The sequence below is a fragment of the Vicinamibacteria bacterium genome (assembly GCA_035570235.1).
Taxonomy (GTDB): Bacteria; Acidobacteriota; Vicinamibacteria; order Fen-336; family Fen-336; genus DATMML01.
This window is the reverse complement of the sequence record DATMML010000111.1, coordinates 1-24,009: the sequence shown is the minus strand read 5'-3', so window position 1 is coordinate 24,009 and position 24,009 is coordinate 1. Positions and strand designations below refer to the sequence as shown.

23 protein-coding genes and 1 tRNA gene are annotated in these 24,009 nt (G+C 69.1%); 5 read left to right on the top strand and 19 right to left on the bottom strand.

The window, feature by feature from the left end:
• Positions 1-8: 8 nt before the first annotated feature.
• Entirely contained in the window at positions 9-587 is a 579-nt protein-coding gene (pyrE, locus tag VN461_20580; protein HXB57172.1) for an orotate phosphoribosyltransferase, read from the bottom strand.
• A gap of 80 nt (positions 588-667) precedes the next feature.
• On the opposite strand from pyrE, the gene VN461_20575 reads away from it, so the two are divergent.
• The 3 genes from VN461_20575 to VN461_20565 are packed head-to-tail and all read left to right on the top strand — an operon-like array spanning position 668 to position 3,452.
• Entirely contained in the window at positions 668-1,480 is an 813-nt protein-coding gene (locus VN461_20575; protein HXB57171.1) for a glycosyltransferase family 2 protein, read from the top strand.
• Positions 1,477-2,541: a glycosyltransferase gene (locus VN461_20570; GenBank protein HXB57170.1), complete on the top strand. Its 1,065-nt coding sequence runs from the start codon at positions 1,477-1,479 to the stop codon at positions 2,539-2,541. The genes VN461_20575 and VN461_20570 overlap by 4 nt, the downstream gene beginning before the upstream one ends.
• Complete coding sequence (locus VN461_20565) at positions 2,538-3,452, top strand: diacylglycerol kinase family protein (protein HXB57169.1); 915 nt, start codon at positions 2,538-2,540, stop codon at positions 3,450-3,452. The genes VN461_20570 and VN461_20565 overlap by 4 nt, the downstream gene beginning before the upstream one ends.
• Here the strand turns inward: VN461_20565 and VN461_20560 are convergent.
• The 15 genes from VN461_20560 to VN461_20490 all read right to left on the bottom strand — a co-directional run bounded on the left by VN461_20560 (position 3,442) and on the right by VN461_20490 (position 17,122).
• On the bottom strand, positions 3,442-3,828 hold the full coding sequence (locus tag VN461_20560; GenBank protein ID HXB57168.1) for a hypothetical protein: 387 nt from the start codon (positions 3,826-3,828) through the stop codon (positions 3,442-3,444). The genes VN461_20565 and VN461_20560 overlap by 11 nt on opposite strands.
• A 15-nt stretch (positions 3,829-3,843) precedes the next feature.
• Positions 3,844-4,770, bottom strand: a complete 927-nt coding sequence (locus tag VN461_20555; GenBank protein ID HXB57167.1) for a dihydrodipicolinate synthase family protein — start codon at positions 4,768-4,770, stop codon at positions 3,844-3,846.
• A gap of 2 nt (positions 4,771-4,772) precedes the next feature.
• Positions 4,773-5,288 (bottom strand): GAF domain-containing protein, encoded by a 516-nt coding sequence (locus tag VN461_20550; GenBank protein HXB57166.1) that lies wholly within the window; start codon positions 5,286-5,288, stop codon positions 4,773-4,775.
• A 363-nt stretch (positions 5,289-5,651) separates the two neighbouring features.
• Positions 5,652-6,047, bottom strand: coding sequence for a PilZ domain-containing protein (locus VN461_20545; GenBank protein ID HXB57165.1), 396 nt, complete (start codon positions 6,045-6,047; stop codon positions 5,652-5,654).
• A complete protein-coding gene (locus VN461_20540) occupies positions 6,031-7,251 on the bottom strand; it encodes a serine/threonine-protein kinase (protein HXB57164.1) in 1,221 nt (406 codons plus the stop codon). Before VN461_20540 ends, VN461_20545 begins: the two co-directional genes overlap by 17 nt.
• A gap of 42 nt (positions 7,252-7,293) precedes the next feature.
• Positions 7,294-8,055 carry a Stp1/IreP family PP2C-type Ser/Thr phosphatase gene (locus tag VN461_20535; protein ID HXB57163.1) on the bottom strand — a complete coding sequence of 254 codons (762 nt, stop codon included), beginning with the start codon at positions 8,053-8,055 and terminating at the stop codon, positions 7,294-7,296.
• A 165-nt stretch (positions 8,056-8,220) separates the two neighbouring features.
• A complete protein-coding gene (locus VN461_20530; GenBank protein HXB57162.1) occupies positions 8,221-8,970 on the bottom strand; it encodes a pyridoxine 5'-phosphate synthase in 750 nt (249 codons plus the stop codon).
• The gene (gene glmM, locus VN461_20525; protein HXB57161.1) at positions 8,967-10,340 is read right to left on the bottom strand and encodes a phosphoglucosamine mutase; all 1,374 of its coding nucleotides are present in this window, start codon (positions 10,338-10,340) and stop codon (positions 8,967-8,969) included. The genes VN461_20530 and glmM overlap by 4 nt, the downstream gene beginning before the upstream one ends.
• A gap of 1 nt (position 10,341) precedes the next feature.
• Positions 10,342-11,256, bottom strand: coding sequence for a CdaR family protein (locus VN461_20520; GenBank protein ID HXB57160.1), 915 nt, complete (start codon positions 11,254-11,256; stop codon positions 10,342-10,344).
• Positions 11,257-11,260: 4 nt separating this feature from the next.
• Positions 11,261-12,091 (bottom strand): diadenylate cyclase CdaA, encoded by an 831-nt coding sequence (gene cdaA / locus VN461_20515; GenBank protein HXB57159.1) that lies wholly within the window; start codon positions 12,089-12,091, stop codon positions 11,261-11,263.
• Positions 12,092-12,895, bottom strand: coding sequence for a dihydropteroate synthase (gene folP / locus VN461_20510; protein ID HXB57158.1), 804 nt, complete (start codon positions 12,893-12,895; stop codon positions 12,092-12,094).
• A 244-nt stretch (positions 12,896-13,139) separates the two neighbouring features.
• Positions 13,140-15,056 carry an ATP-dependent zinc metalloprotease FtsH gene (gene ftsH, locus VN461_20505; GenBank protein ID HXB57157.1) on the bottom strand — a complete coding sequence of 639 codons (1,917 nt, stop codon included), beginning with the start codon at positions 15,054-15,056 and terminating at the stop codon, positions 13,140-13,142.
• 53 nt (positions 15,057-15,109) lie between these two features.
• Positions 15,110-15,667 carry a hypoxanthine phosphoribosyltransferase gene (gene hpt, locus VN461_20500; protein HXB57156.1) on the bottom strand — a complete coding sequence of 186 codons (558 nt, stop codon included), beginning with the start codon at positions 15,665-15,667 and terminating at the stop codon, positions 15,110-15,112.
• The gene (gene tilS, locus VN461_20495) at positions 15,664-17,019 is read right to left on the bottom strand and encodes a tRNA lysidine(34) synthetase TilS (GenBank protein HXB57155.1); all 1,356 of its coding nucleotides are present in this window, start codon (positions 17,017-17,019) and stop codon (positions 15,664-15,666) included. The genes hpt and tilS overlap by 4 nt, the downstream gene beginning before the upstream one ends.
• Before the next feature lie 26 nt (positions 17,020-17,045).
• Positions 17,046-17,122 (bottom strand) — tRNA-Met (locus tag VN461_20490).
• A 156-nt stretch (positions 17,123-17,278) separates the two neighbouring features.
• On the opposite strand from VN461_20490, the gene VN461_20485 reads away from it, so the two are divergent.
• On the top strand, positions 17,279-17,443 hold the full coding sequence (locus tag VN461_20485; GenBank protein HXB57154.1) for a hypothetical protein: 165 nt from the start codon (positions 17,279-17,281) through the stop codon (positions 17,441-17,443).
• A gap of 19 nt (positions 17,444-17,462) precedes the next feature.
• Here VN461_20485 and VN461_20480 read toward each other — a convergent pair whose 3' ends face one another.
• The gene (locus VN461_20480) at positions 17,463-18,812 is read right to left on the bottom strand and encodes a hypothetical protein (protein ID HXB57153.1); all 1,350 of its coding nucleotides are present in this window, start codon (positions 18,810-18,812) and stop codon (positions 17,463-17,465) included.
• Positions 18,813-18,846: 34 nt separating this feature from the next.
• Positions 18,847-19,905, bottom strand: coding sequence for a 23S rRNA (adenine(2503)-C(2))-methyltransferase RlmN (gene rlmN / locus VN461_20475; protein ID HXB57152.1), 1,059 nt, complete (start codon positions 19,903-19,905; stop codon positions 18,847-18,849).
• 178 nt (positions 19,906-20,083) lie between these two features.
• Between rlmN and uvrA the strand changes: the two genes are divergently transcribed.
• Positions 20,084-22,933 (top strand): excinuclease ABC subunit UvrA, encoded by a 2,850-nt coding sequence (gene uvrA / locus VN461_20470; protein HXB57151.1) that lies wholly within the window; start codon positions 20,084-20,086, stop codon positions 22,931-22,933.
• Positions 22,934-22,951: 18 nt separating this feature from the next.
• Here uvrA and VN461_20465 read toward each other — a convergent pair.
• On the bottom strand, positions 22,952-24,009 hold a 1,058-nt coding region (locus VN461_20465; protein HXB57150.1), incomplete at its 5' end, for a DHA2 family efflux MFS transporter permease subunit.

The window sequence follows — 24,009 nt, the reverse complement described above, 5'->3', positions numbered from 1 at the left end:
ACGCGGCTTCAGCGCCGCGAGCCGGGCTTCTCCGGTCTTCCTCCCGCGGCGCAGAGCGGACAGGTCTCGGGGGGATAAGTCGGCGCCTCCAGGGTCAGCAAGCTTGCCCGCGGCACCCCCAGGTCCGCGGCGCCGCCGCTGCGGTCGACCAGGCTTCCCGCCGCCACTACCCGCGCCCCCTGCTCGCGGACCGCATCCATGACCTCGCGCGTGGAGCCGCCGGTCGTGATCACGTCTTCCACCACCACCACCGCTTCGTCCTCCCCGAGCGTGAAGCCGCGCCGCAGAGTCATCCGCCCCCCTTCGCGCTCCATGAAGAGGCCGCGCACGCCGAGCCCGCGCGCCACCTCGTGGGCCACCAGGATCCCGCCCAGGGCAGGGGCCACCACCGCACCGGGCGAGGCCCCCCCAAGGAGTGGCCGCAGGCGGCCCGCGAGCTCCTGGCCGAGCCACGTGGCCAGCCGGGGGTCCATGAGGAGGAGCGCGCACTGCAGGTAGCGGGAGGAATGGAGGCCGGAGGAGAGAAGGAAGTGACCCTCTTGGAGGGCTCCCCGCTCCTGGAAGATGCGGAGCAGCTCGGCACTCATGGGTGTCCTCGGCCCGGCGGATCCCGAGTTTGGGCGCCTTCGCGGCGGGCGTTTCTGGCCAGGCACTCTAGCCGCGTCGGATGCCGCGATCAAGCGGCTATACTGCCCAGGTGACCGAGTGGACGCCTCTTTCCGCGGTCGTTATCACGCAGGACGAGGAAGCCCGGCTGCCCGCCGCGCTGGAGAGCGTCGGCTTCTGCGACGAGGTGGTGGTGGTGGACTCCGGGTCCACGGATCGCACCCGCGAGATCGCGAAGTCGGCGGGGGCTCGGGTCCTCGTGAACTCGCCCTGGCCCGGCTTCGTCGCCCAGCGCAACGTGGCCGTGGAGGCGGCCCGCCACGACTGGGTCCTGGCTTTGGACGCCGACGAGCGGGTGACCCCCTCCCTGCGGGAAGAGATCCAGGCCCTGCGCGCCCGCAGCTTCGACCGCGCGGGCTACCGCATCCCCCGCGCCGCTTTCTACCTAGGCCGGTGGATCCGCGCCACCGACTGGTACCCCGATCCCCAGATCCGCCTTTTCGACCGAACCCGCGGTCGTTGGGAGGGGACCCTCGTCCACGAGTCGGTCAGCGTCCGGGGCCCCGTGGGTCGTCTCCGCTCCGACCTGGCGCACTATCCCTACGAGGACATAAGCCACCACCTGCGCAAGATCGACCGTTACACCGAGCTGTGGGCGGCGCAGGCGTTCGCGGCGGGGCGCCGGACGGGGGTCCTGGAGATGGTCGGCTCCTGCGCTTGGGCCTTCCTCCGTAACTATGTCTGGAAGCACGGGTTCATCCTGGGGTCTGCAGGCATCACCGTGTCCACCTTGAACGCTTACTACACCTACGTGAAGCTGGCCAAGCTCCAGGAGCTGGCTCGGGGAGATGGGCGGGGACGACCTCCCGCATGAGAATCCTCCATGTCGACACCGCATCCGGCTGGCGAGGGGGACAGAACCAAGTCCTGCTCACCGCCTCCGGGATGGCCGCCCGCGGTCACACGGTGATCCTGGCCTGCCGCGCGGGCGGGCTCTTGGAGTCGAGGGCCCGGGCCGCCGGGCTCGAGGTGTGCGCCCTGCCCTTCAAGGGCGACCTCTGGCCTCCCGCCATCGTCGGCCTGGCTCGGATCCTGAGGCGAACGGGGGCGGAGGTGGCCCAGCTTCACGACCCCCACGCGGTGTCGAGCGGCCTTCTGGCCGCCACCCTGGCGGGGGGGAGCCGCCTCATCGCCACCCGCCGTGTGGACTTCTGCCTTCCTGGATATCTCTCCCGCCGGAAGTACGCCGCTTGCCGGCGCGTCATCGTGGTCAGCCGCGCCATCGCCTCCGTCCTGGAGAAGCATGGTCTTTCCCCCGACCGCCTGAGCCTTGTCTATGAAGGGGTCCCCGACCGGCCGCCGCAGGCGGGCGGTCGGGCGGCGCTCGGGATTCCAGAGGGCGCTCCCGTCGTGGGCAACGTGGCCGCCCTGACCGACCACAAGGACCACGTCTCCCTGATCGAGGCCGCGGCGCGCGTCCGAGCCCGGATCCCCGAGGTGTGGTTCGTGATCGTGGGAGACGGGGAGCGACGGGATCACCTTGAGGCCCTGGCCCGCCAGCGGGGTCTCGGCGACCACTGCCTCTTCACCGGCTTCCGCACCGACCTGGACCGCCTCCTGCCCGCCTTCACCGTCTTCTGCCTCTCCTCGCACTTGGAAGGACTCGGCACCAGCCTCCTCGACGCCATGGCCTTCGGCCTGCCCGTGGTAGCCACCGCCGCGGGGGGGATCCCGGAGGCGGTGGAGGATGGCCGGACGGGACGGGTGGTGCCGGTGCGTGACCCGGATGCCCTCGCCGCCGCTCTGGTCGAAGTCCTGACCGATCGCGAATGCCAGCGCGCCTTGGGGGCGGCGGGACGGCTCCGGTTCCTCGAGCGGTTCACCGCCGACCGCATGGTGGAGGCGACGTTGCGCGTCTACGAGGAGGCCGGGTGAGGGTGCGCGCCATCCTGAACCCGCGGGCGGGCGTGGACGCCGGACGCGCCCTGGAGACGCTCCGGCGGGGCCGGCCCTCCTGGCCCGATCTCACCGTCCGCCTGACCGAGGGCCCGCGGAACGCCCGGGAGTTGGCCCGCGAGGCGGTGGCGGAGGGGACCGACCTCCTCCTGGTGGCGGGGGGAGACGGCACCGTGAACGAGGCGGCCCAAGGAATGATCGGGTCGGAGACGATGCTGGGCGTGGTCCCCGTGGGCTCGGGGAATGGCCTGGCCCGGTCCCTGGGCATTCCCCTCCAACCGGGAGCGGCCTTGAGCGCCTTGGAGACGGGGGTGCCCCGCAGGATGGACGTCGGCCTCGTCAACGGCGAGCCCTTCCTCAATGTGGCGGGGGCCGGCTTCGACGCCGCGGTGGGGAAAGCCTTTCACCACAACGGGAAGGACGGGGGTCGGCGGGGCATCATGACCTACCTGCGGCTGGGTCTGGCCGGTGCCTTCTCCTACCCGGCCGCGCACGTGACCCTGGAAGCGGGCGGGGAGAGGATCGAGGCGCGGATCCTGGTCGTGGCGTTCGCGAACGGAGCCCAATATGGAGCGGGCGCGGTGATCGCGCCGCGCGCACGGCTCGACGATGGCCGCCTGGAGGTGGTGCTGGTGGAGGAGGCCTCTCCCCTGGAGCTCGTCCTCAACACCCCGCGGCTATTCCTGGGGACCATCGAGGGCTTTTCGCGCTACCGGCGGGTGACGTGCGCCTCCGCGCTCCTGACCGCGGCCGCGCCCATCGAGCACCACCGCGACGGCGAGCCGGAGCCGGAGGCCGCTCGTCTGGAAGTAGGGCTGCTCCCACGCGCGCTCCGCGTGCTCGTCCCGCGGGCCACCGCGGAGGACGCGAAGGGACCGTTCACCGGCTGACGCAGGTGAAGTCGCGCATCACCCCCTCCCCATCGAAGTAGAGGAAGTAGACCATGTCGGCCGCGGCGAAGACCCGCGTCTGGGGCCACTGCCGCCCCTTCTCCAGGATCTCCTGGCGCTTGGGACCTCCCCGCTCCAAGGCTACCTGGCTAAGCTCTCTCCCATCCTTGGGCGCGGCGAGCAGGGGGCTGCCCTCGGTCTCCAGCCCCTGGACCACCTGATCGAGCCGGGGGGCCTGGGCCAGGAGGCGCTGCAGGCGACCCTGGTGCTGGGCGAAGCGGCGGGCGTCGAAGCCCCAACTCCCCAGGAGAAAGGCGGCGTAACAGGCGAGGAGAGAACCGGCCAGGCTGCCCGCAACCACGGCCAGCCGCTTCATCCCCGGCCCGTCACCTCAGCGCGGGCACGCCGCTTCCGCCCGCGCCAAAAGACCTTTTAGCTCTTCGCGGGCAGGGGGGGGGAGGGGCAACAAGGGAGCGCGCACCGCGCCTCCCCGTCGGCCCGCGAGATCTAAGGCCAGCTTCAAGCCCGCGATGCCGTGGGTGCTGGTGACGGCCACACTCAGCGGCGTGAGCTCTTCCTGTATGCGGCGCGCTTCCGCGTGGTCGCCCGCTCGGAAGGCGGCGTAGAGGGCGGCCGCGGGACCGGGAGCACAGTTGGCCACGGCCAAGATCCCCGCCGCCGCGCCCACGCAGAGAGCGGGATACATGACCGGCGCGGAGCCGCAGACAACTGCGAACGACGGCGGCACGGAGGCAATGATCTTGCCAAGGAGGCCCAGGTCTCCCGCGGACTCCTTCATCCCCACGATGCGGGGATGGGCCGCGAGGGCCCCCGCCAGGCCGGGGGGCCAAGCGAGACCGGTGAAGGATGGGATGGAGTAGAGGTAGATGGGAACGGGCGATGCATCCGCCACCGCCTCGAAGTGCCGCTGCAGAGCCTCCGCCGTCATCCTCGACTTGTAGTAATGGGGGGTGACCACGAGGGCGGCGTCGGCTCCCGCGTCCGCGGCCTTGCGCGTGAACGCGATGGTGGCGCGCGTGCTCTCCAGGCCCGTCCCCACCAGGAGGAGCCGGGTTCCGGCCCGCCGGCGTGCGGCGCGGATGAGGGCCAGCTTCTCGTCCTCCTCCAAGAAGGTCGCCTCGCCGTTCGAGCCCAGGACCACGTAACCCCCAAGGTCCTCGCGCGCGTAGGACTCCAGGTTGGCCTCGAAAGACGCGAGGTCGAGGTCGCCGTTGGCAAGGAAGGGGGTGACCAGGGGAGGGACGATGCCCCGCAGGCGAGGTTCCGCGGAGGGACCGGGGGCCGCGGGGGCGGGCACGCTCAGGCGGCCGGGGTCTTCTTGGCGAGCGCGACCGCCACCCGGCTCATGAGCTTCACGTCGTGGACGGTGAAGGCGTCCCGGAAGTCGCTCCAGATCTCGAGGATGGCCCAGAGCCCGGCTTCGGTCCGGACCGGCGCCACCATGGCGCTGCCCGTGGCCAGTCCCACGCTCGCCCAGCCCGGGACCGCGCTCAGGTCCGCGACCACCGTGGGTGCTTGGCCTTGGGCGGCCTCTGCCAGGGGCCCGCCCCCCGACCAGACCCGCTCCGGCCCCTGCGGACGCTCGAGAGACGTATGCACGGCAAGATCCTCGCCGTCGGCCACGTAGGCCGTGATCGCGGAGTAGCGCGCGAACCGCCTCTTCATGATCTCCACCGCCTGGCGCAGCCCGTCCTCGAAGGAGGAGGCCTTCCGGACCGCCTCCTCGACCTCACGGAGCACCTGCTCGCGCCGGAGGGCGGATCTGCGGGCCAGGTCGGTCTTCCACGGCTTCTCTTCCTCACGCGTCGACGTCATGTTCACCTCGGATTATCTCCTTCCTCGCGACGGCCCGAGTCAGACCGAGCCCTCTCGCCGTCCAGCCGCTCGCGTGGCCCGCTCCACGCCCGGATGAGAACCGCCTCCCCCCCGGGCGGGTCCAGGGGACACGGCATTTGACCCGATCCCGTGGGGGCCGGTACCCCGCGTGTCCCTGACCGGGTCGCCCTTAGGTCGAAGGCCACGCCGGCCGCCTCCCGCCCGTGCCCCAAAAACCGCCGCCCGGCGCTATCCGCGCCGGCTAGGGCGCAACCTTCCCCGGGGAGGCTCACTCGCGGGAGGCAACGGCAACCTCCAAAGCCCGCGGATTATAGCACCGTTGGCGCGCCTGTGCCCCCTGACCTAGGCCTCCACCTCGCCAAGAAAGCGGGCCCCGATGCGGGAGACGGCCTGCCCCTCGAAGTGCTCGACCCGGCACACCACCGCCCGGGCGCGATAAAGGGGACGGTTACCGAAGTGCTTGCGCAGGGGAGGGGGGAGCTCGATCAGCAGCAGGAGGCGCGATCCCACCACCAGTTTCTGCCCGCTCTCGAAGCAGATGCCGCCTCCGCTGATGTTGAGGCTCCGGGTGGCCTCTTCGAAGGTGAGCCCGCCCGTGTCCTCCCCCTTCACCTCCACCTGCAGGTTCAGGGCGACCCGTTTCTCTCGGTCCTGCAGAGCGCTCATTGGCTGGGCCTCTTCCAAGGACCCCCCGGGATCGTAGGGCTCGAAGCCGGGGGTGTCAATGGTCGCGGTCACGGCCCGACCTCTCGCGGACGAGGTCAGCCAGACGAACGTCGTCGGGGGCCACCAGGGCCAGCTCGGCCAGGGCGCGGCGGGCCTCGTCCGGGGGGCGGCCGGGAGCAGCGCGGGCGAGGAGGGCTACGATCCGCGCCTCCGCTTCGGGGTCGGGGGGCGGCTCCGGCCGGCCCCCCCCCACCAGCCTCCGGCCCGCACCCCACAGCAACTCCGCCGCCTCCCCGCAGTCAGGATCGACAGCCAGGGCCTCGCTCATCTCCGCCGCCGCCTGCTTCCAGTGGCCGGCCTCGAAATGTCCCCGCCCGCGGGTGAGGTGGTCCCGTACCCTGCCACGCCTCTCCTCGCTCAGGGGAGGTGCGGCCACGGGCAGGGCGGACCGGGATCCGGAGCGCCGGAGGGCGGCGTGGATCCGTTGTACCTCCCGGCCCGCGTCTTCCATGCTCGGGTACCGGCGGTCGGGGTCCTTGCGGAGCATGCGGTGGACAAGGAGGGCCACGCGCGCGGGAAGCTCGGGATTCAGGGTCAGGACCGCTTCCGGCTCCTCGGAGAGGATCTGGTAGAGGACGCTGTGGAGGGTCTTCCCCTTGAACGGCTTCTGGAGGGTCAGAAACTCGTAGAAGACGGCGCCCGCCGAGAAGATGTCGGTGCGCTGATCGAGGGGCCGACCCGTGGCCTGCTCGGGGGACATGTAGTCCGGGGTGCCCATGATGACGCCCGCCCGGGTGATGGTGTCGGTCGTGGCCACCCGGGCCAAGCCGAAGTCGAGGATCTTGACCTGTCCCCCCGAGGTGACGAAGATGTTTGCCGGCTTCACGTCGCGGTGCACGACGCCCTTGCCGTGGGCGTAGCCGAGCCCCTCGCAGATCTGGCCCATCACGCGCACCCGGTCCGCGAGGGGGATGTCCACCTGGCGCTCGATCAGGGCCCGGAGGTCATCTCCTTCCAGGAGCTCCATGGCCATGAAGAGGTGACCCTCGGACTCCCCGAGGTCGTACACGGTCACGATGTTGGGATGGTTGAGGCGGCCGATGGCCACCGCCTCCCGCTCAAAACGCTGGTGGAGTTCGTCGTCGGCGCCGAGATCGGCGGAGAGCATCTTGAGGGCCACTACCCGGCCCAGGGATTTGTCCCTGGCCCGGTAGACGACCCCCATAGCCCCTTCCCCCAGCTTGCCGAGTACTTCGTAGCGGCCTAGGCTGGGCATTCCTCCCCTCCCCGCCCGGTCAGACCGGGGTCGCCCCGGCCATCACTCGGTGAAGCGCAAGAGGACGACGGTGACGTTGTCCTTTCCGCCCGCCTCGTTGGCGGCGTCGATGAGCTTGCGCGCGGCGTCCTGCAGGGTGGGGGGGAAGGGGGTGAGGGCCTGGTGGATCTGCTCGTCGCTGATCATGGCGTGAAGGCCGTCGGAGCAAAGCAGGGCCACGTCCCCGTTCAGGAGCTTGTGCTCCACTACCTCGAGCTCGATCGAGTCCTTGGCTCCCACTGCCTTGGTGATGACGTTGCGCAGGGGGTGGCGCTCGACCTCGTCGGTGTTGAGGATCCCCTCGCCCAGGGCGGCCGAGACCCAGGAATCGTCGCGAGTGAGTTGGGTCAGCTTGCCGATCCTGAGGAGATAGCAGCGGCTGTCCCCGGCGGAGCCGATGGTCATGACGTTGCCGGAGACGAGGACGGCCACCGCGGTGGTGCCCATCCCGGTGTAGTCCTCCCGGTTGTCGGCGGCCCGAAAGACCTTCTTGTTAGCGAGCTTGATCGCCGTCTTGAGGCGATTCCCGTCGTAGGAGAGATTCACGTCCAGCCCATAGGGCCAGGTGATCTCCTTCTCCTTGTGGCTCTTCTCGATGAAGGCGGCCAGGGTCTCGATGGCCATCTTGGAGGCCACCTCCCCGGCGTTGTGGCCACCCATGCCGTCGCATACCGCGTAGAGATTGGGCTCCGGATCCACGAGGAAGTTGTCCTCGTTCAGCTTCCGGCGACGTCCGACATCGGTCTGGCCGTACGCCTCCAGCATCAACGCCTCTCTTCGCGAGCCAGGCGACGCTCCTGGCGGCGGAACCGTCTGGGCTTTGGGGTACCTCTCCGGAAACTTAGGATAAGGGCTTTGTATCCGACCGTCAATCGGGGCCGCGGCCGTGTCGGGGGCCGCCGCCGGCGGCGGCGCTCCCCCCGACACCGCTCACCGTCTCCGGATCGCCTCCACCATCTCCCGCACCGCGCGCTCCATCCCTACGAGCACGGCCCGGGCCACGATGCTGTGGCCGATATTCAGCTCCGTTATCTCGGAGAGGGAGGCGAGGGCGCCCACGTTCTGGTAGGTGAGGCCGTGCCCGGCATGCACGGCCAGGCCCAGCTTTCGGCCTAGGCGCGCGGCGTCCGCGACCCGGCGCAGGATGGCGGCGCGAGAGCGGTCGTCGCGGGCCTCCGCGTAGGCGGCGGTGTTGATCTCGGTCGCGTGGGCGTCCAGTTTGTGAGCCTCCTTGACCTGCTCGAGGTCGGGGTCCACGAAGAGGCTGACCGCGACACCCCCCTCCCGGAGCATCTTCACCACCGGTTTGAGCTGGACGCTGTTCAAGACCACGTCCAACCCCCCCTCGGTGCTTATCTCCTCGCGGCGCTCGGGGACCAGGGTCACCTGGTCCGGCTTCACGGTGAGGGCGAGCCTCACCATCTCCTGGGAGGCGGCCAGCTCCACGTTCAGCCGGGTCCTCACCACCTGGCGGAGGATCTCCACGTCGCGGTCCTGAATGTGACGGCGGTCCGCACGCAGATGGACGGTGATGCCGTCCGCCCCCCCCAGCTCGGCCAGCACGGCGGCCTGAACCGGGTCCGGCTCCGCCACCCGCCGGGCCTGGCGAACGGTGGCCACGTGGTCGATGTTCACGCCCAGGCGAGGCGCACCCGCGCGCGTCCCTAAGTCCGCGCTCACGTCAGATCCCGCCGCGCTGCCTCCGCCAGGTCCTTGGCCCAGGCCCGGATCCGGTCCTCATCCGGCCCCTCGAGCATGATCCGGAGTTTGGGCTCCGTCCCGCTCCAGCGCACCAGCACCCGGCCCTCCTCTCCCAAGGACGCCCTCACCCCCTCCGCGGCCCGCGCGAGCTGCGCCATCTCTTCCAGGGGCCGCCGCGCGGGAAGGCTCACGTTCTCAAGCACTTGGGGCACGCGCTCCATCGACGTCCCCGCGAGCTCCGAGAGGGGCTGGCCCGTGCGCATCATCAGGGACAGGACCTGCAGGGCGCCGATGATCCCGTCCCCGGTGGAGGCGTGGTCCAGGAAGACCAAGTGGCCGGACTGTTCGCCCCCCAGGTTGTAGCCCCCCTCCCGCATGGCCTCCACGACGTAACGGTCTCCGACGGGGGTGCGCAGGAGGCGCAGGCCGCTCGCGCGCAGCGCGCGCTCCAGGCCCAGGTTGCTCATCACCGTGGCCACCACCGTCTGCTTCTTTAGCTCTCCCTCGCGCATCATGCGCATGGCGCACATGGCCATGACCGCATCTCCGTCCACGACCTTGCCCTTCTCGTCGATCACGATCACCCGGTCGGCGTCCCCGTCGAGGGCCACCCCGATATGGGCGCCCCTTTTGACCACCTCTGCGCAGGCGTTGGCGGGATGGAGGGCCCCCGATTCCCGATTGATGTTGACCCCGTTCGGCTTCACCCCCAGGGCGGCCACCTTGGCCCCAAGTTCCGTGAACACCAGGGGGGCCACGCGGTAGGCCGCACCGTGGGCGGCGTCGATCACCACCCGAACCCCATCCAGGGAGAGATCGCGGGGAAAGGTGGCCTTGGTGAAAGCCACGTAGCGACCCCGCGCGTCCTCCAGCTTCTCGGCGCGGCCGATCCCGGGCCCGATCTTGCGGGCTCCCAGGGCGGCCCCGTCGGACATGAGGGCCTCGATCTCCGCTTCCGTCTCGTCGGGCAACTTGAATCCGTCGCCCCCGAAGATCTTGATGCCGTTGTCGGGGTATGGGTTGTGGCTGGCGCTGATCACGATGCCCGCGTCGGCCCGCATGCTGACCGTGAGGTGAGCCACGGCGGGAGTGGGGATGGGCCCGCAGAGCAGGACCCGGCCTCCCATGGAGCAGATGCCCGAAGCAATCGCGGTCTCGATCATGTACCCGGAGAGGCGAGTGTCCTTGCCGATGATGACCCGGGGCGCGTGCCGCTTGCCCCGGCCGGCCACGTGGGTCACGGCCCGCCCCAGGGCGAGCGCCAGCTCCGGGGTCATAGGGTGCTCGTTGGCTACGCCCCGGATGCCGTCGGTGCCAAAGAGATGGCGGGAAGGAGATCGAGCCGCCATCTCAGCCCTTCTTCCCGAGGGCACGAACGGTGACCTGGGGGGGCTCCGTTTTCAGCACCGTCACCCCCGGGTGCCCGGAGCCTAGCTCCACCGTCACCGGGAGACGCTGGGGGCCCTCTCCTGCCCCCAGGTCCACGTAAGGGCGGATGTCGCTCGCGCCGAGCTCCCGCAGGTCGGCCGCCCGCCCCGTGACCACGACCCGCACCACCGATGGCCGGACCTGGCCCGGCCCCCCCCGCGTGGCCACCGCCAGCCCCTCGAAGGTGCGGTTCTCGCGGACCTCCTCCACGCGGGCGGTCACCCGTACCCGGGAGGCGCCTTGCACGCGCAGGAGGGGGTCCTCCAGGCCGATGTTGACCGCTTCCGTCACCGGAGCCTGCGCCCCCTCCACGGAGACGGGCTCCGTGAACGCGCTCTCCACCTCCTGGACCCGGCTCTTGGGCCCGGCAATGTGGATCTCGGGGGGCTCGCTGCTGACCTCCCCCACCTCGTAACCGGGGGCGGGACGCCCCAGGAGCCGGGGCCGGATGGGCACGGCCTTGTCGATGGTCCGCTCGAGGTTCAAGGTGATGCTGGCGGGAGTGATCTTCACCACCCTGACCCCGAAGGGGAGGCGGATCGCCTCCGGGGTGAGGGGGATGATGCGCTCGCCCTCCACCGCCCCCGCGAGGTTGATCTGGGCGGATATCTCCCCCAGGCGGAGGGCGTGGATGATGCCGGGCGAGGCGCGCAGGCGCACCTCGACGCTGTTGACGGGGTCGCCGGTCAGTTCCAGGTCCTTGGGGAAGTTCTGGAGCTCGAGGGGGACTGAGATCCCCCGTTCGGACGTCTTCTCGCCCGCGATGACGAACCAGAGGAGCACGGCTAGGGCCAGGCTGGCCGCTTTCAAGGGCAGGTTTTCGAGGAGGAAGCCCATTGACCTATTTGTCCCGCACGGTGACGGTCTCCCCCAGGGCGTTGTTCTCGGCGGGGAGAGCCGACACCTCGAGCGCCTCGAGGAGGGCCTGTTTGAGGGAGCGACCGTCAAGCTCCCGACGGATCCGGCCCTCGGTTACGAGGGAGATGATCCCCGTCTCCTCGGACACCACAACCGCCACCGCGTCCGTGTCCTCGGTCACGCCGATGGCAGCGCGGTGGCGGCTGCCCAGCGTGCGCGACAGCTCGGGGTTGACGGTCAAGGGGAGGAAGCAGGCGGCGGCCGCCACCCGGCTCGCTTGGATGACCACCGCCCCGTCATGGAGCGGCGTGCGCGGGTTGAAGATGCTGATGAGAAGGTCGTAGGTGACAAAGGCGTCGAGCGCGATGCCGGTCTCGATATAGCTGCGCAGGCCCATTTCCCGCTCCACGACCAGAATGGCCCCCGTGCGCGAGGAGGCCAGGGTGGTGGTGGCCAGTACCACCTCGTCGATCACCTCCTCCTTGCGCCGGCCGCTGAAGGCCCCGAAGAAAGGGGTCTTGCCGAGATGGGCGAGTACCTTTCGGATCTCGGACTGGAAGACCACGATGATGCCGAAGACCACGAAGGGAAGAAAGGTGCGGAGGAGCCAGTTGACGGTCTCGAGGTTTAAGAGGAGGGAGGCCCAATACAGGATGACCAGGACCAGCCCTCCGATCGCCATTTGCACGGCGTGGGTGCCCCGGATGAACTGGAGGAGCTGGTAGACGATGAAGGCCACGATCAGGATGTCGAGCGCGTCCAGCCAGGTGAACTCCGAGGCGGAGAAGAAGGCGGCCAGGCGCTCGGGGAGCATCTACACACCTCCCCCCGGGGGCGGGTCGCCCACGATCGCGTCGCAGACCCGCACCACCTGCACCATCTCCTTGACGTCGTGGACGCGCACGACGTGGGCCCCGGCCAGGACCGCGGCCGCTACCGCCGCCGCCGTGCCCATGAGCCGCTCTCCCACTGGCAGGTCGAGCACCTTCCCAATGAAGCTCTTCCGTGAGGGTCCGACCAGCAGGGGCCGATCCAGGGCCCTAAGCTCGGGGAGTCGCCGCAGCACCTCCAGGCTGTGGTGGGAGTCTTTGGCAAAGCCGATCCCGGGGTCGACAAGGAGCTGTTTCCGGGCGACCCCCGCCTTCTCGCCCCGGGCCAGGGCATCCCCAAGCTCCGCCACCACCTCGCCCATCACGTCCTCATAGCTCGGTTCGAGATGCATGCCTGCAAAATCCCCGCGCATGTGCATCACCACCGCCGGCACCCCCCGCGCGGCCACCAGGTCAGCCAGCGCGGGGTCGAAGCGGAACCCGCTCACGTCGTTCACGAGATCGGCCCCCGCGTCCAAGGCGGCCCGGGCCACCGCGGCCTTGGTGGTGTCCACGGAGATCGGCCCCGCTCCCCTTTGCCGCAGGCCGTGCACCACCGGTACCACCCGTCGGCACTCCTCGTCAGCACTGATCCGGTCCGCACCCCCCGGCCGCGTGGACTCTCCTCCCACGTCGACCAGGTCCGCCCCCGCCCCGAAGAGCGCGAGGCCTTGGGCCACGGCCGCCTCCGGGGTCGGAAAGAGGCCGCTATCGGAGAAGGAGTCCGGGGTCACGTTGAGCACCCCCATGACCCAGGTGCGTTCCCCAAGCACCACCTCCGCCCCGCGCAGGGTGATCCGGTAGCGCCGCCGTGCCCCCTGCGCGTCGATTCGTGCCTCCTCAGCCCCTGGCCACTCGGACGCGAAGCGGACCGCGCGCCCCGCGGAGGGCGCACCCCGCGACCCTCCCGCCGGCGGCGGCCGGGCGAGGCGTCCGGGAACCAAGCCGGACCGGCCGGCTCGAAGGGAGGGAGACACCCCCCCCCTCGCCCAACTAGGACGTCGGCTTCGGCGCCGCCATGGGAGGGGGCAGGATTCCGCCCGCCCGTTCGCCGTCGTCGACCTTACCCTCGCGGGCGGCCACCGGGGCCGGAGCGGGAGCCGCTTTCCGTACGCGCGCGGCCAGGGGCTCGCCGGCCAGGATCTGCTGGATCTGCTGGCCGTCCAGCACCTCGTGCTCGAGTAGCGCCTCCGCCACTTTGACCAGCACCGGGCGCTTGTCGGTCAGGATCCGCTGGGCCCGCTCGTACTGCTCGGTTACGATCCGCTTGATCTCGGCGTCGATCTTGAGGGCGGTGGCCTCGGAGTAGTCCTGGTGCCGGTTGAACTCCTTGCCCAGGAAGATGGCCTCCTCCTTCTTTCCATAGGTGAGCGGCCCCAGGGCGTCGCTCATCCCCCACTCGCAGACCATCTTGCGCGCCATCTCCGTGGCCTGCTCGATGTCGTTTTGGGCTCCGGTCGTGATCTGGCCGAAGGTAATCTCCTCCGCGATGCGACCGCCCATGCAAACCGCGATCCGGCTCTCCAACTGCTCGCGGCTGTAGTTGTGCTTCTCCTCCGTGGGCAGTTGCTGGGTCAGGCCCAAGGCCATGCCGCGGGGGATGATGGTCACCTTGTGCAGAGGGTCGGTGTGGGGCAGGAGGGCGGCCAAGAGGGCGTGGCCCCCCTCGTGAAAGGCGGTGATCTTCTTCTCCTCCTCGGTGATGATCATGCTCTTCCGCTCGGCCCCCATGAGCACCTTGTCCTTCGAGCTCTCGAAGTCCTGCATGTTCACGAACTTCTGGCTGTGGCGGGCGGCCAGAAGGGCGGCCTCGTTCACGAGGTTGGCGAGGTCCGCCCCCGAAAACCCGGGCGTGGCCCGGGCTAGGACAGAGATGTCCACGTCCTCGGAGAGGGGGATCTTGCGGGTGTGGACCAGGAGGATCCCCTCGCGGCCCCTCACGTCGGGCCGGGAGACCACTACCCGCCGGTCGAAGCGGCCCGGCCGCAGGAGGGCGGGGTCCAGCACGTCGGGCCGGTTCGTGGCCGCGATCAGGATGACCCCGTCGTTGGACTCGAAGCCGTCCATCTCCACCAGCAGCTGGTTCAGGGTCTGCTCGCGCTCGTCGTGGCCGCCGCCCAGGCCCGCGCCGCGGTGCCGGCCCACGGCGTCGATCTCGTCGATGAAAATGATGCAGGGAGCGTTCTTCTTTCCCTGCTCGAAGAGGTCGCGCACGCGGCTCGCTCCCACCCCCACGAACATCTCCACGAAATCGGAGCCGGAAATGGAGAAGAACGGTACGTTGGCTTCGCCCGCGATGGCCCGCGCGAGAAGCGTCTTGCCCGTCCCCGGGGGCCCCATGAGAAGCACGCCCTTGGGGATGCGGCCGCCCAGCTTCTGGAACTTCTGGGGCTCGCGCAGGAACTCGATGATCTCCTGGAGCTCCTCCTTGGCCTCGTCCACGCCCGCTACGTCCTTGAAGGTCACCTTCTTCTGCTGGCTGGCCAGGAGCTTAGCCTTGGACTTCCCGAAGGAGAGCGCCTTGTTCCCCCCGCTCTGCATCTGCCGCATGAAGAAGATCCAGAAGCCGATGAGGAGGATGAAGGGGGCCCAAGAGATGAGCATGTTGGCCCAGGTCGGGGTCTGGTCGGGCTGATAGTTGACCATGACCTTCTTGGCGAGCAAGGTGTCCACGAGCTTGTCGTAGCCGATGGGAGCGAAGGTCTTGAAGGACTGCTGGCTGTTGTAGCGGCCCTTGATCTCGTTGCCGGTGATGGTCACCTCCGCCACCTGGCCGGACTCCACCTGGGCCATGAATTCGCTGAATTTAACCGCGGTCTCTTTCTTCTGGATCTGGGCGAAGTGCCAGGCCAGGAAAACAACGACCAGCAACGACATCCATAGCATCACCGTCTTGAACGTGGCGTTCACGATCTTAGGCCTCCAGACGCTCCAGGGTTCTGCCCCTCTTTCTTCAAGGGGTCCTAGGCCCCACGGGCCGACGGCGACGGCCGAGGGATGGTGCCAAGGTACGGGAGACCTCGGTAGCTCTCCGCGTAGTCCAGGCCATAGCCCACCACGAAGCGGTCGTCCCTGGGCTTGGGAAGGGTGAAGACCGACCAGTCGGGGTTGACGTCGATTTTGCGGTCCCCCGGCTTGTCGATGAGGGTACATACCCTCAGGCTCCGTGGATTGTGTTCTTTGATGTGGTCGAGCAGAAAGTTCAGGGTGATCCCGGTGTCCACGATGTCGTCGAGGAGGAGGATGTCCCGCCCCTCGTAGGGGATCGTGGTGGAGTAGATGATCTCGGTGCGAGCGGTCCCCGACCCCTCTTCGCGCATCGACGAGACCCGCACCATGTGCACGGTGAGTTCGCTGGGGATGGCCCGGATGAGGTCGGCCATGAACACTAGGCAACTCTTCATCAGCCCGACCACGCAGATCTCCCGCCCCTCGAAGGCCCGCCCGATCTCGGACCCCACCTCGGCGATGCGCCGGGCGATCTGCTCGGGGCCGAAAAGGACCTCCGCCCGCTCCCTCAAAGGGACCTCTCCAGGCGCAGGCTGACGAGCCGGCCTCCCCGCCCAGGTTCCTGGGGTTCCCCCGGCACCCACAGCACCTCCGAGCCCGCGGCCACCAAGGGCAGGGCCCCGCGCCGGTCGGCGGGGACCCGCTGCTCCATCAAGAACCGCTTCAGGCTCATCTTCCGGCCGTGCCGCCACACTCGGTCTCCGGGGCGGCGCGTGCGGACAAGGAGGGGCTCGCCCTCCGGCGCCGCCACCACTGCCGCCTCTCCCTGGGAGGCCGGGGGCCCGTCCGCGGGTCCCGCCACCACCGCCACCCCTCCCGGCAACTCCACCCGGCCAGGAACACCCAGGGGGTAGGCAAAACCGGGCCGGGGCTCGCTGCGCGGCCCGACCCACACGTCGCCGAACCGGAACAAGGCGACCCGTCCCCCGGGGAGCGCCAAGCGACGGCCAGAGGGCGCAGCCGAACCAGCCAGGACGAGGAGTCGCTCCACGAGGGCGGCGCTGACCCCGCGCAGACCCCCGGTCTCTTCCAGCACTCGCCGCACAGCCAGGCGCCGCAGGGCGAGCGGGGCCGCGGCAAGGACGCCCCGCGAGAGGCTCACGCCCTCACCCACCCGCCGCGCCGCCCGGTCGTATAGGCTCCCGGCCAACGAGCCTAGCAGCTCGGCCTCGTCGGCCAGGAGCGCGGCCGAGCGGGCCAGGGTCTCTCCGATGCGGGGGTTAAAGCGAGACTCCAGGTAGGGCATGAGTTCGTGCCGCACCCGGTTCCGGCGAAACGAGGGGTCGGCGTTGCTCGGGTCCTCGCGCCAGGTGAGACCACGATTCTGAAGGTGGCACCGAACCTCCTCACGCGAGACCTCCAGGAGGGGTCGCAGGATGTCCCCCGTGCGCACCCGCATGGCGGAAAGGCCCGACCGGCCGGCGCCCCGGAGGAGGCGCAGGAGCACGGTCTCCGCCTGGTCGTCGCGGGTGTGGGCCACCGCCACCGCCACCGCCCCCTCGTCCCCCTTGGCTGCGCGAAGGAACGCGTAGCGCTCGAGCCGCGCCGCCTGCTCGATCCCGCCCCGCTCGCGGCGAGCGCGCCCGGTTACGTCAGCCCGGCCGGCGCGAAAGGAGACCCCCAATTGCGCACAGAGGTCGGCGCAGAAGAGGGCATCCGCGGCCGAGTCGGGACGCAGGCCGTGGTCGAGGTGGGCCGCGACCACGCGGAAGCCTCGCCGGCGGCTGACCGTGGCCAGGGCGTCGAGGAGCCCCACCGAATCGGCCCCCCCGGATAGGCCGACCAGGATCGCCTGGCCCGCACACGGGACCCCCAGATCGGCCAGGGCCGCGTCGACCACGGTGACGAGACGACTGTGCTTCACCAGCTCTCACCCCTCCCCGGGGGAATTGGTGGCGGTGCAGGGATTCGAACCCCGGACGCCGCGGATATGAGCCGCGTGCTCTAACCAACTGAGCTACACCGCCACGGACCAACGCCCGCGGCTGCCGGAGGGAGCGCTCGGCCTTTCCGGCCGCTCCTGACCGGCAGGTCCTTCTACGTCAGAACCTTACCCACTCACAGTTTACTACGGAATCGCGGGGGCCGCGGGGGCGCGTGCTATACTCCGGAGTGCGGGGGCCATGAACTGCCCGGAGTGCCAGAAGGACGAACAGGAAACCATCCTCAACAAGTGCCCGATCTGCTTCAAGTGGATCTGCGAAAACTGCGGGCACCGCGGAATGGGCCGGATCTTCTGCACCAAGCGCTGCGCTGACCAGTTCTTCTTCGGGGACGACGAAGACTAGACTGCGGTGCGGACCCCGCTCAAAAAGAAGCCCTGAACCGCAACCCGAAGCCCACCTTCGAGTTGCTGCCCGGAGAAAGCGCGAGCGGCCCGCTGATCGGCACGATCGCCGAGACCTGGGGGAAGGGATTCTGCAGATCGTTGTGAAAGAAGAACACCGTCACCTTCCCCAGCTCGGCGTAAACCTTCACGATGGTGCTGCGCTCCTTCTTTCCCAGGACCACGGCCAGCATGTCGCGAGCCGCCAGGTAGGCGATCATTGAGTCGTCCCGGTCCAGCTCCTCGCGGGTGACGACCGCCCCCACCTTCCCCCACGTTCGCGGCAGAGGCAGGCTCAGGTCTGCCCCGAGGTAGTAGCCGTCTTTGAACACCGGGCTGCGGGTGGGAGGGCCGGGAAGCTGGACGGCGGAGGTCGCGCTCAGGCCCCACTGATAGTGGGCGTATTCGCCGAAGACTTCCAGGTGGCGGAACTGCGGGGGGCGGTATCTCGCCCCCCCTACCAGCCGGTGGTCGTAGTGTTTGGAGCGCTGGACGGTGGTGTCCTGCGCCACGCGCGAGCCTACGAAGTTGTACTCGCCGCTCACCCGCAGCTCCAGGCCTTTGAGCGGGAAGACGCGCAGGGAAGCCACGCCCCCCATGGCGGAGTTCGTGTCCTCGGCCGCGGAACGGGTGAAGTCGTAGTAGACGTAGTCGTGATAGGGGTTGCCGTTCCCCGTGATCACGCCCGTGAAGAACCGGCCATGGAACTCATCCTCCCCCCCGAACGACCCGTAGACCTCGGCCCCCACGTCGGTCTCGTTGTTGATGGCCTGGATGTGGGTGAGGTCCTTGACCGTGAACCAGCGTCCCTCCTCGAGCAGGAATCCCAGAGGGACGAAGAACCGTCCCACAAGCACGCCCAGGCGCCCGCTTGCCTTGTGCACGTCGATGAAGGCGCGGCGGAGATACTGCTCCTGGATATAGGGGTCCCAGCCGGTGTTCTTGTAGTCGTCGACCTTGAATTGTCCTTCCGGCTTGGAGGATACGCCGTACCTTGGGTCGGCCAGGTTGGGGAAGAAGAAGGGCGTTTGGTCGGAGGGCAGGAACGGCTCGGGCTTCACGGAGTCGTTGACGCCGTTCAGCTCGACCCGATAGGAGAGATGGGGGCTCAGGGTCCCCGATACTCCCAGGATGGCGTAGGGGATCTTGGTCTGGTGCTCGCGCCCCAGGGATTGGAGGAGGCTGCGGTCGTTGACGTTGGCCACCTCGAAATCCACGTCGAACACGAGCTTGCGTGGCGCCTCCGGCTCGTCGGCAAGGACGCGGCTGACCCCCGTCAGCGAGGGCAGGACGCCCAAAAGCAGGAGGCGGGCGGCAATGGATTGGCGCATGAGATCCCTCCGCGGGTGATGGGGGTGACTGCGTTCAGGAGGGCGGCGCCGGAACCGGAGCGGGAACGCCTTGCTTCAGGTGGAGCTGGCCGCACGCAGCCAGGATGTCCTGGCCGCGCGGACGGCGGACGGAAACCGTCAGGCGGGCCTCCGCGAGCGCCGCGCAGAAGGCGTCGACCGCCTCCGCGCGCGGCGCTTCGAAAGGGATCTGGGGGGCGGGGTTCAGGGGGATGAGATTCACCTTGGCCCGCGCGCCGCTCAGGAGCCGAACCAACTCACGGGCGTGTCCGGGGGTGTCGTTCACTCCGCGGAGCAGCACGTACTCGTAGGTCACGAGCCCGCCCCGCGGAATCGGATAACGCTGGGCGGCCGCGATCACCTCTTCGATCCCGTACTTCTCCTCCACGGGCATGAGAGCGCGGCGGAGGGCGGAGTCGGGGGCGTGAAGGCTGATGGCCAGGTTCGGACGCACAGGCTCCCGCATCAGCTTCTCCAGCGCGGGCAGGATACCCACCGTGGAGAGGGTCAGCTTCTTGGGAGCCACCCCGAAGCCCTCGGGGTCCATCAGGACCCGGAGGGCGGAGACCGTGGCCTCGTAGTTGAGGAGCGGCTCGCCCATGCCCATCATCACCACGTTCCAAGGCTGCCGGCGGGCGGGCGCCTCCTCCATGAGGAGGGCGACCTGGCCCAGGATCTCCGCCGGCTTCAGATTCCGCCGGTAACCGGCGATCCCGGTCAGGCAAAAGGCGCAGCGCAGTGGGCAGCCCGCCTGGGTAGAGATGCAGATGGTGCGGCGGCGGTCTTCCGGGATGTAGACGCTCTCGATGGCGGCGCCGTCCTCGAGGCGCAGCAGGTACTTGACGGTGCCGTCGTAAGACAGGTTCCGTTCCGCGACCTCCGGCCAGCGCAGCACAAAGCGACGGGCCAGCTCCTCGCGCAGGGTCTTGCCCAGGTTGGTCATGGCCTCGAAAGACCGGACGCGCTTCTTGTAGATCCAGACGTAGACCTGACGGGCGCGGTAGGCCGGTTCGCCGAGAGCCGTGATCTCGCGCAGAATCGCGTCCCGCTCCCGCCCAAAAAGGTTCGTCGCCATTGGCGGGCATGATAGCACCGCGCTCGGCTGCTCCGCGGCCACGCCCCCCTCTAAGGAGTGGGAGGCACCCGCCTCCCGGCCGCTATTCTCTCCAGACGCTCCCCAGGGGCTCGACCGGCTCCCCGTTCCCGGCTAACATCAAGGGTTCGGCCCGCTCGGGAGCCGCGAGGGACACGCGATGGAACTGGACCGCATCATCATCACCGGGGCCCGCCAGCACAACCTTAAGAACGTCACCGTGGAGATCCCCAAGAAGAAGCTCGTGGTCCTCACCGGCGTGTCGGGTTCGGGCAAGTCCAGCCTGGCCTTCGACACCCTTTACGCGGAAGGCCAGCGCCGGTACATCGAGAGCCTGAATGCCTACGCCCGACAGTTCCTGGGGCAGATGGATAAGCCGCTCTACGACTCCATCCGCGGCCTCGCCCCCACCATATCCATCGAGCAGAAGGCGGCCAGCGGCAACCCCCGGTCCACGGTAGGAACCATCACCGAGATCCACGACTACCTTCGCGTGCTGTGGGCGCGGGTGGGCCACCTCACCTGCCATAAGTGCGGCCGTCCCGTCTCCCAGCAGTCCTCGCAGCAGATCGTCCACGAGGTCCAGGAGCTGCCCCCTGGTACCAAGTACCTGCTCCTTGCCCCCCTCGTGAAGGAGCGCAAGGGCGAGCATCGAGAGGTGCTCGAGCAAGTGCGCAAGGCCGGCTTCACCCGCATCCGGGCGGACGGGATCGTGCTGTCGCTGGAGGACGACATCCGGCTCGACAAGAAGAAGAAGCACTCGATCGACGCGGTGGTGGACCGGCTCATCGCCAAGCCGGGGATGAAAGAACGGCTGCACGACTCGGTGGAGACCGCCCTCCGCCATGGCCAGGGGAGCCTGATCGTGGCCCCCGAAGGCCGACCGGAGAAGGTTCTCTCCGAGCATCGGGCCTGCCACCATTGCGGCATCTCCTTCCCCGAGCCCTCGCCCCAGCTTTTCTCCTTCAACTCCCCCCAGGGCATGTGCCCGGAGTGTTCGGGGCTGGGAACCCGCATGGAGATGGACCCCGAGCTGGTGGTTCCCAATCCCAACCTCACCATCAACGAGGGAGCGGTGAAGCCGCTGGGGGCCGTGGGTGAGGGCACGAGCTGGGGCACCGACATCGTGCGGGCCGTGGCACGCGAGCGGGGCATAGACCTCAACAAGCCCTGGAAGTCGCTCTCCGCCGCCCACCGCCGGGTGATCCTCCATGGAACGGGCGACGACCGGGTAAAGATCCAGATCAAGGGGTCTTGGGGCAGCGGCGCCTTCAAGATGCGCTACGAGGGAGCCATCAACTCCATGATGCGCCGCATGCGGGAGACCCGCTCCGAGGAGATGCGGCAGTACTATCAGAAGTTCTTGAGCAACCGGCCCTGCTCGGCCTGCGGGGGCCGCCGCATCCGGACCGAGGCCCTGGGGGTCAAGCTGGCAGGCCGGAACATCGCCGAGGTCACCGCCCTCTCCGTGGCCGGGGCCCACGCATTTTTCGACTCCCTGGACTTGAAGGGGAGCGAGGCCAAGATCGCGACCGAGCTCTTGAAGGAGATCCGCGCCCGCCTGCGCTTCCTGCTGGACGTGGGCCTGAGCTACCTCACCCTGGACCGCCCCGCCCCCTCCCTCTCCGGGGGGGAAGGGCAGCGCATCCGCTTGGCCAGCCAGATCGGGAGCGAGCTGACCGGCGTCATCTACGTGCTCGACGAGCCCTCGATCGGCCTCCACCAGCGCGACAACAAGAAGCTCCTAGCCGCCCTCCAGCACCTGCGCGACATCGGAAACACGGTGGTGGTGGTGGAGCACGACCGCGAAGCCATGGAAGAGGCGGACTGGCTGATCGACTTCGGCCCCGGAGCGGGACGGCACGGGGGCCAGGTGGTGGCGGCGGGCCCCCCGGCGGAGGTCACGGCCAAGGGGGAGGGGCTGACCGCGCGCTACCTGGGGGGCGACCTCCAGATCGAGATTCCGCCCCGGCGGCGGGAGGCCGATGCCCGGAAGCTGACCGTCGCCGGCGCGCGGGAGAACAACCTGAAGGACATCACGGTGGACTTCCCGCTCGGGCTGTTCGTGTGCGTCACGGGGGTGAGCGGGGCGGGCAAGAGCACCCTCGTGAACCAGATCCTGTATCCGGCCGCGGCCCGCGCCCTCCATGGGAGCGACGTGGTGGTGGGCGCGCACACCCGGGTGGACGGCCTTCCGGAGATCGACAAGATCATCGACATCGACCAGAGCCCCATCGGACGCACGCCCCGCAGCAACCCCGCCACCTACACCAAGGTCTTCGACCTGATCCGAGACTTCTTCGCCCTCTTGCCCGAGGCGCGGATGCACGGCTACACGCCGGGCCGCTTCTCATTCAACGTCAAAGGCGGCCGCTGCGAGGCCTGCGAGGGGGACGGCGTGAAGCGGGTGGAGATGCACTTCCTGCCCGACGTCTACGTCCCCTGCGAGGTCTGTCAGGGCAAGCGCTTCAACGAAGCCACCCTCCAGGTCAAATACAACAACCTCTCCATCGCCGATTTGCTCGCCACCACCGTGGACGAGGCCCTGCAGCTGTTCAAGAACCATCCCCAGATCCGTCGCGCCCTGGAGACCCTTGCCGACGTCGGCCTCGGATACATTGCCCTCGGCCAGTCCTCCCCGACCCTCTCCGGGGGCGAGGCCCAGCGGGTCAAGCTCTCCCGCGAGCTCTCGAAGCGCTCCACAGGCCGCACCCTGTACATTCTGGACGAGCCCACCACCGGGTTGCACTTCGACGACATCCGGAAGCTGCTGCGGGTGCTGGACCGCCTGGTGGAAGGCGGCAACACCGTGGTCGTGATCGAGCACAACCTGGACGTGATCAAGACCGCCGACCATGTCATCGATCTGGGACCGGAGGGCGGGGACGCCGGGGGGCTGGTGGTGGCCAAGGGCACCCCGGAGGAGGTGGCCGCGGTCCGGGAGTCCTACACCGGCCGCTTCCTGGCCGAGCTCTTGCCCCGAACCACGGCTCGGCGGGCCGCCCGCTAGAGCGTCGGTCCCGCCCTTCTAGTGCCCGGCGGGGGCCGCGCTGCGGCCCGCGCGGGGGCTCTTCATCACGAGCAGAAAGGGCAGGAGGGCCAAGAAGAGCAGCGCGAGCAGGCGGAAGACGTCGGTGAAGGACAGCATGGCCGCCTGCCGCTGAACGAACCCGAAGGCGGCGACCCGGGCCTGGTCGGTGGCGGTGGCGAAATCGGATCCCCGGGCCAGGAAACCGGCCCGCAGCTGCTCGAGCAGGGCCCGGGCCTGGGGGCTGAAGGGGTCGACGTGCGCCCCCAGAACGCTCAAGTGGGCCTGCTGCCGCCGGAAGAGCAGGGTGGTAGCGGCGGCGATGCCCATGCTCCCTCCGATGTTGCGCATCAGGTTGAACATGCTGGTGGCGTTGCCCATGGACTCCTTAGGGATGGGATCCATGGTGATGGTGGTCAGGGGGACGAAGAGCATCCCCAGAGAGATCCCCTGCAGGAACTGCGGCCAGAAAATGTCCCAGTAGCCCGCGCTGAGATTCAGGGAGCCGAGCCAGAAGAGAGTGAGGGAGCCGGTGACGAGCCCCGCCGCCAGCATGCGGCGCGCGGGCACCCGCCCCAGGAGCATACCCACCGCGGGCATGGCTAGGAACGCGCCCATCCCGCGCGGCGCCATGGCGAGACCCGCCTGCAGCGACGGATAGCCGAGCAGTGTCTGCAGGAAGATCGGCAGCAGGACCAGGCTGCCGTAGAGGACGAACCCCAGCACGGTCATGAGAAAGACCCCCGCGCTGTAGGTGGACACGCGGAAGACGCGTAGGTTGACCACGGGCTGTTGCGCTCGGAGCTCGTGGACGAGAAACGCGATCAGAGCCCCCACCGCGACCACCACCAAAACCGTCATCGCGCTGGAGGCGAACCAGTCCTCCTCCTGGCCCTTGTCGAGCAGGATCTGAAGCGCTCCGATGCCCACGGCCAGAAGCCCCATGCCCTGGTAGTCGATCCGCGTCGCGCGCCGCCCGATGTAGGGGGGGTCGAAGATGAAGAGCTGGGCCATGACCAGAGAGGCCACTCCCACGGGGATGTTGATGTAGAAGACCC

What these genes read in the sequence shown, in the direction of transcription:
- VN461_20480 (HXB57153.1), bottom strand. Translation starts at nt 18,812, where the DNA reads ATGCGCCAATCCATTGCCGCCCGCCTCCTGCTTTTGGGCGTCCTGCCC.
- VN461_20560 (HXB57168.1), bottom strand. Translation starts at nt 3,828, where the DNA reads ATGAAGCGGCTGGCCGTGGTTGCGGGCAGCCTGGCCGGTTCTCTCCTC.
- VN461_20535 (HXB57163.1), bottom strand. Translation starts at nt 8,055, where the DNA reads ATGCTGGAGGCGTACGGCCAGACCGATGTCGGACGTCGCCGGAAGCTG.
- uvrA (HXB57151.1), top strand. Translation starts at nt 20,084, where the DNA reads ATGGAACTGGACCGCATCATCATCACCGGGGCCCGCCAGCACAACCTT.
- VN461_20550 (HXB57166.1), bottom strand. Translation starts at nt 5,288, where the DNA reads ATGACGTCGACGCGTGAGGAAGAGAAGCCGTGGAAGACCGACCTGGCC.
- VN461_20540 (HXB57164.1), bottom strand. Translation starts at nt 7,251, where the DNA reads ATGCCCAGCCTAGGCCGCTACGAAGTACTCGGCAAGCTGGGGGAAGGG.
- rlmN (HXB57152.1), bottom strand. Translation starts at nt 19,905, where the DNA reads ATGGCGACGAACCTTTTTGGGCGGGAGCGGGACGCGATTCTGCGCGAG.
- VN461_20575 (HXB57171.1), top strand. Translation starts at nt 668, where the DNA reads ATGCCGCGATCAAGCGGCTATACTGCCCAGGTGACCGAGTGGACGCCT.
- pyrE (HXB57172.1), bottom strand. Translation starts at nt 587, where the DNA reads ATGAGTGCCGAGCTGCTCCGCATCTTCCAGGAGCGGGGAGCCCTCCAA.
- VN461_20570 (HXB57170.1), top strand. Translation starts at nt 1,477, where the DNA reads ATGAGAATCCTCCATGTCGACACCGCATCCGGCTGGCGAGGGGGACAG.
- VN461_20485 (HXB57154.1), top strand. Translation starts at nt 17,279, where the DNA reads ATGAACTGCCCGGAGTGCCAGAAGGACGAACAGGAAACCATCCTCAAC.
- cdaA (HXB57159.1), bottom strand. Translation starts at nt 12,091, where the DNA reads ATGCTCCCCGAGCGCCTGGCCGCCTTCTTCTCCGCCTCGGAGTTCACC.
- VN461_20520 (HXB57160.1), bottom strand. Translation starts at nt 11,256, where the DNA reads ATGGGCTTCCTCCTCGAAAACCTGCCCTTGAAAGCGGCCAGCCTGGCC.
- glmM (HXB57161.1), bottom strand. Translation starts at nt 10,340, where the DNA reads ATGGCGGCTCGATCTCCTTCCCGCCATCTCTTTGGCACCGACGGCATC.
- folP (HXB57158.1), bottom strand. Translation starts at nt 12,895, where the DNA reads ATGGGGGTGCTCAACGTGACCCCGGACTCCTTCTCCGATAGCGGCCTC.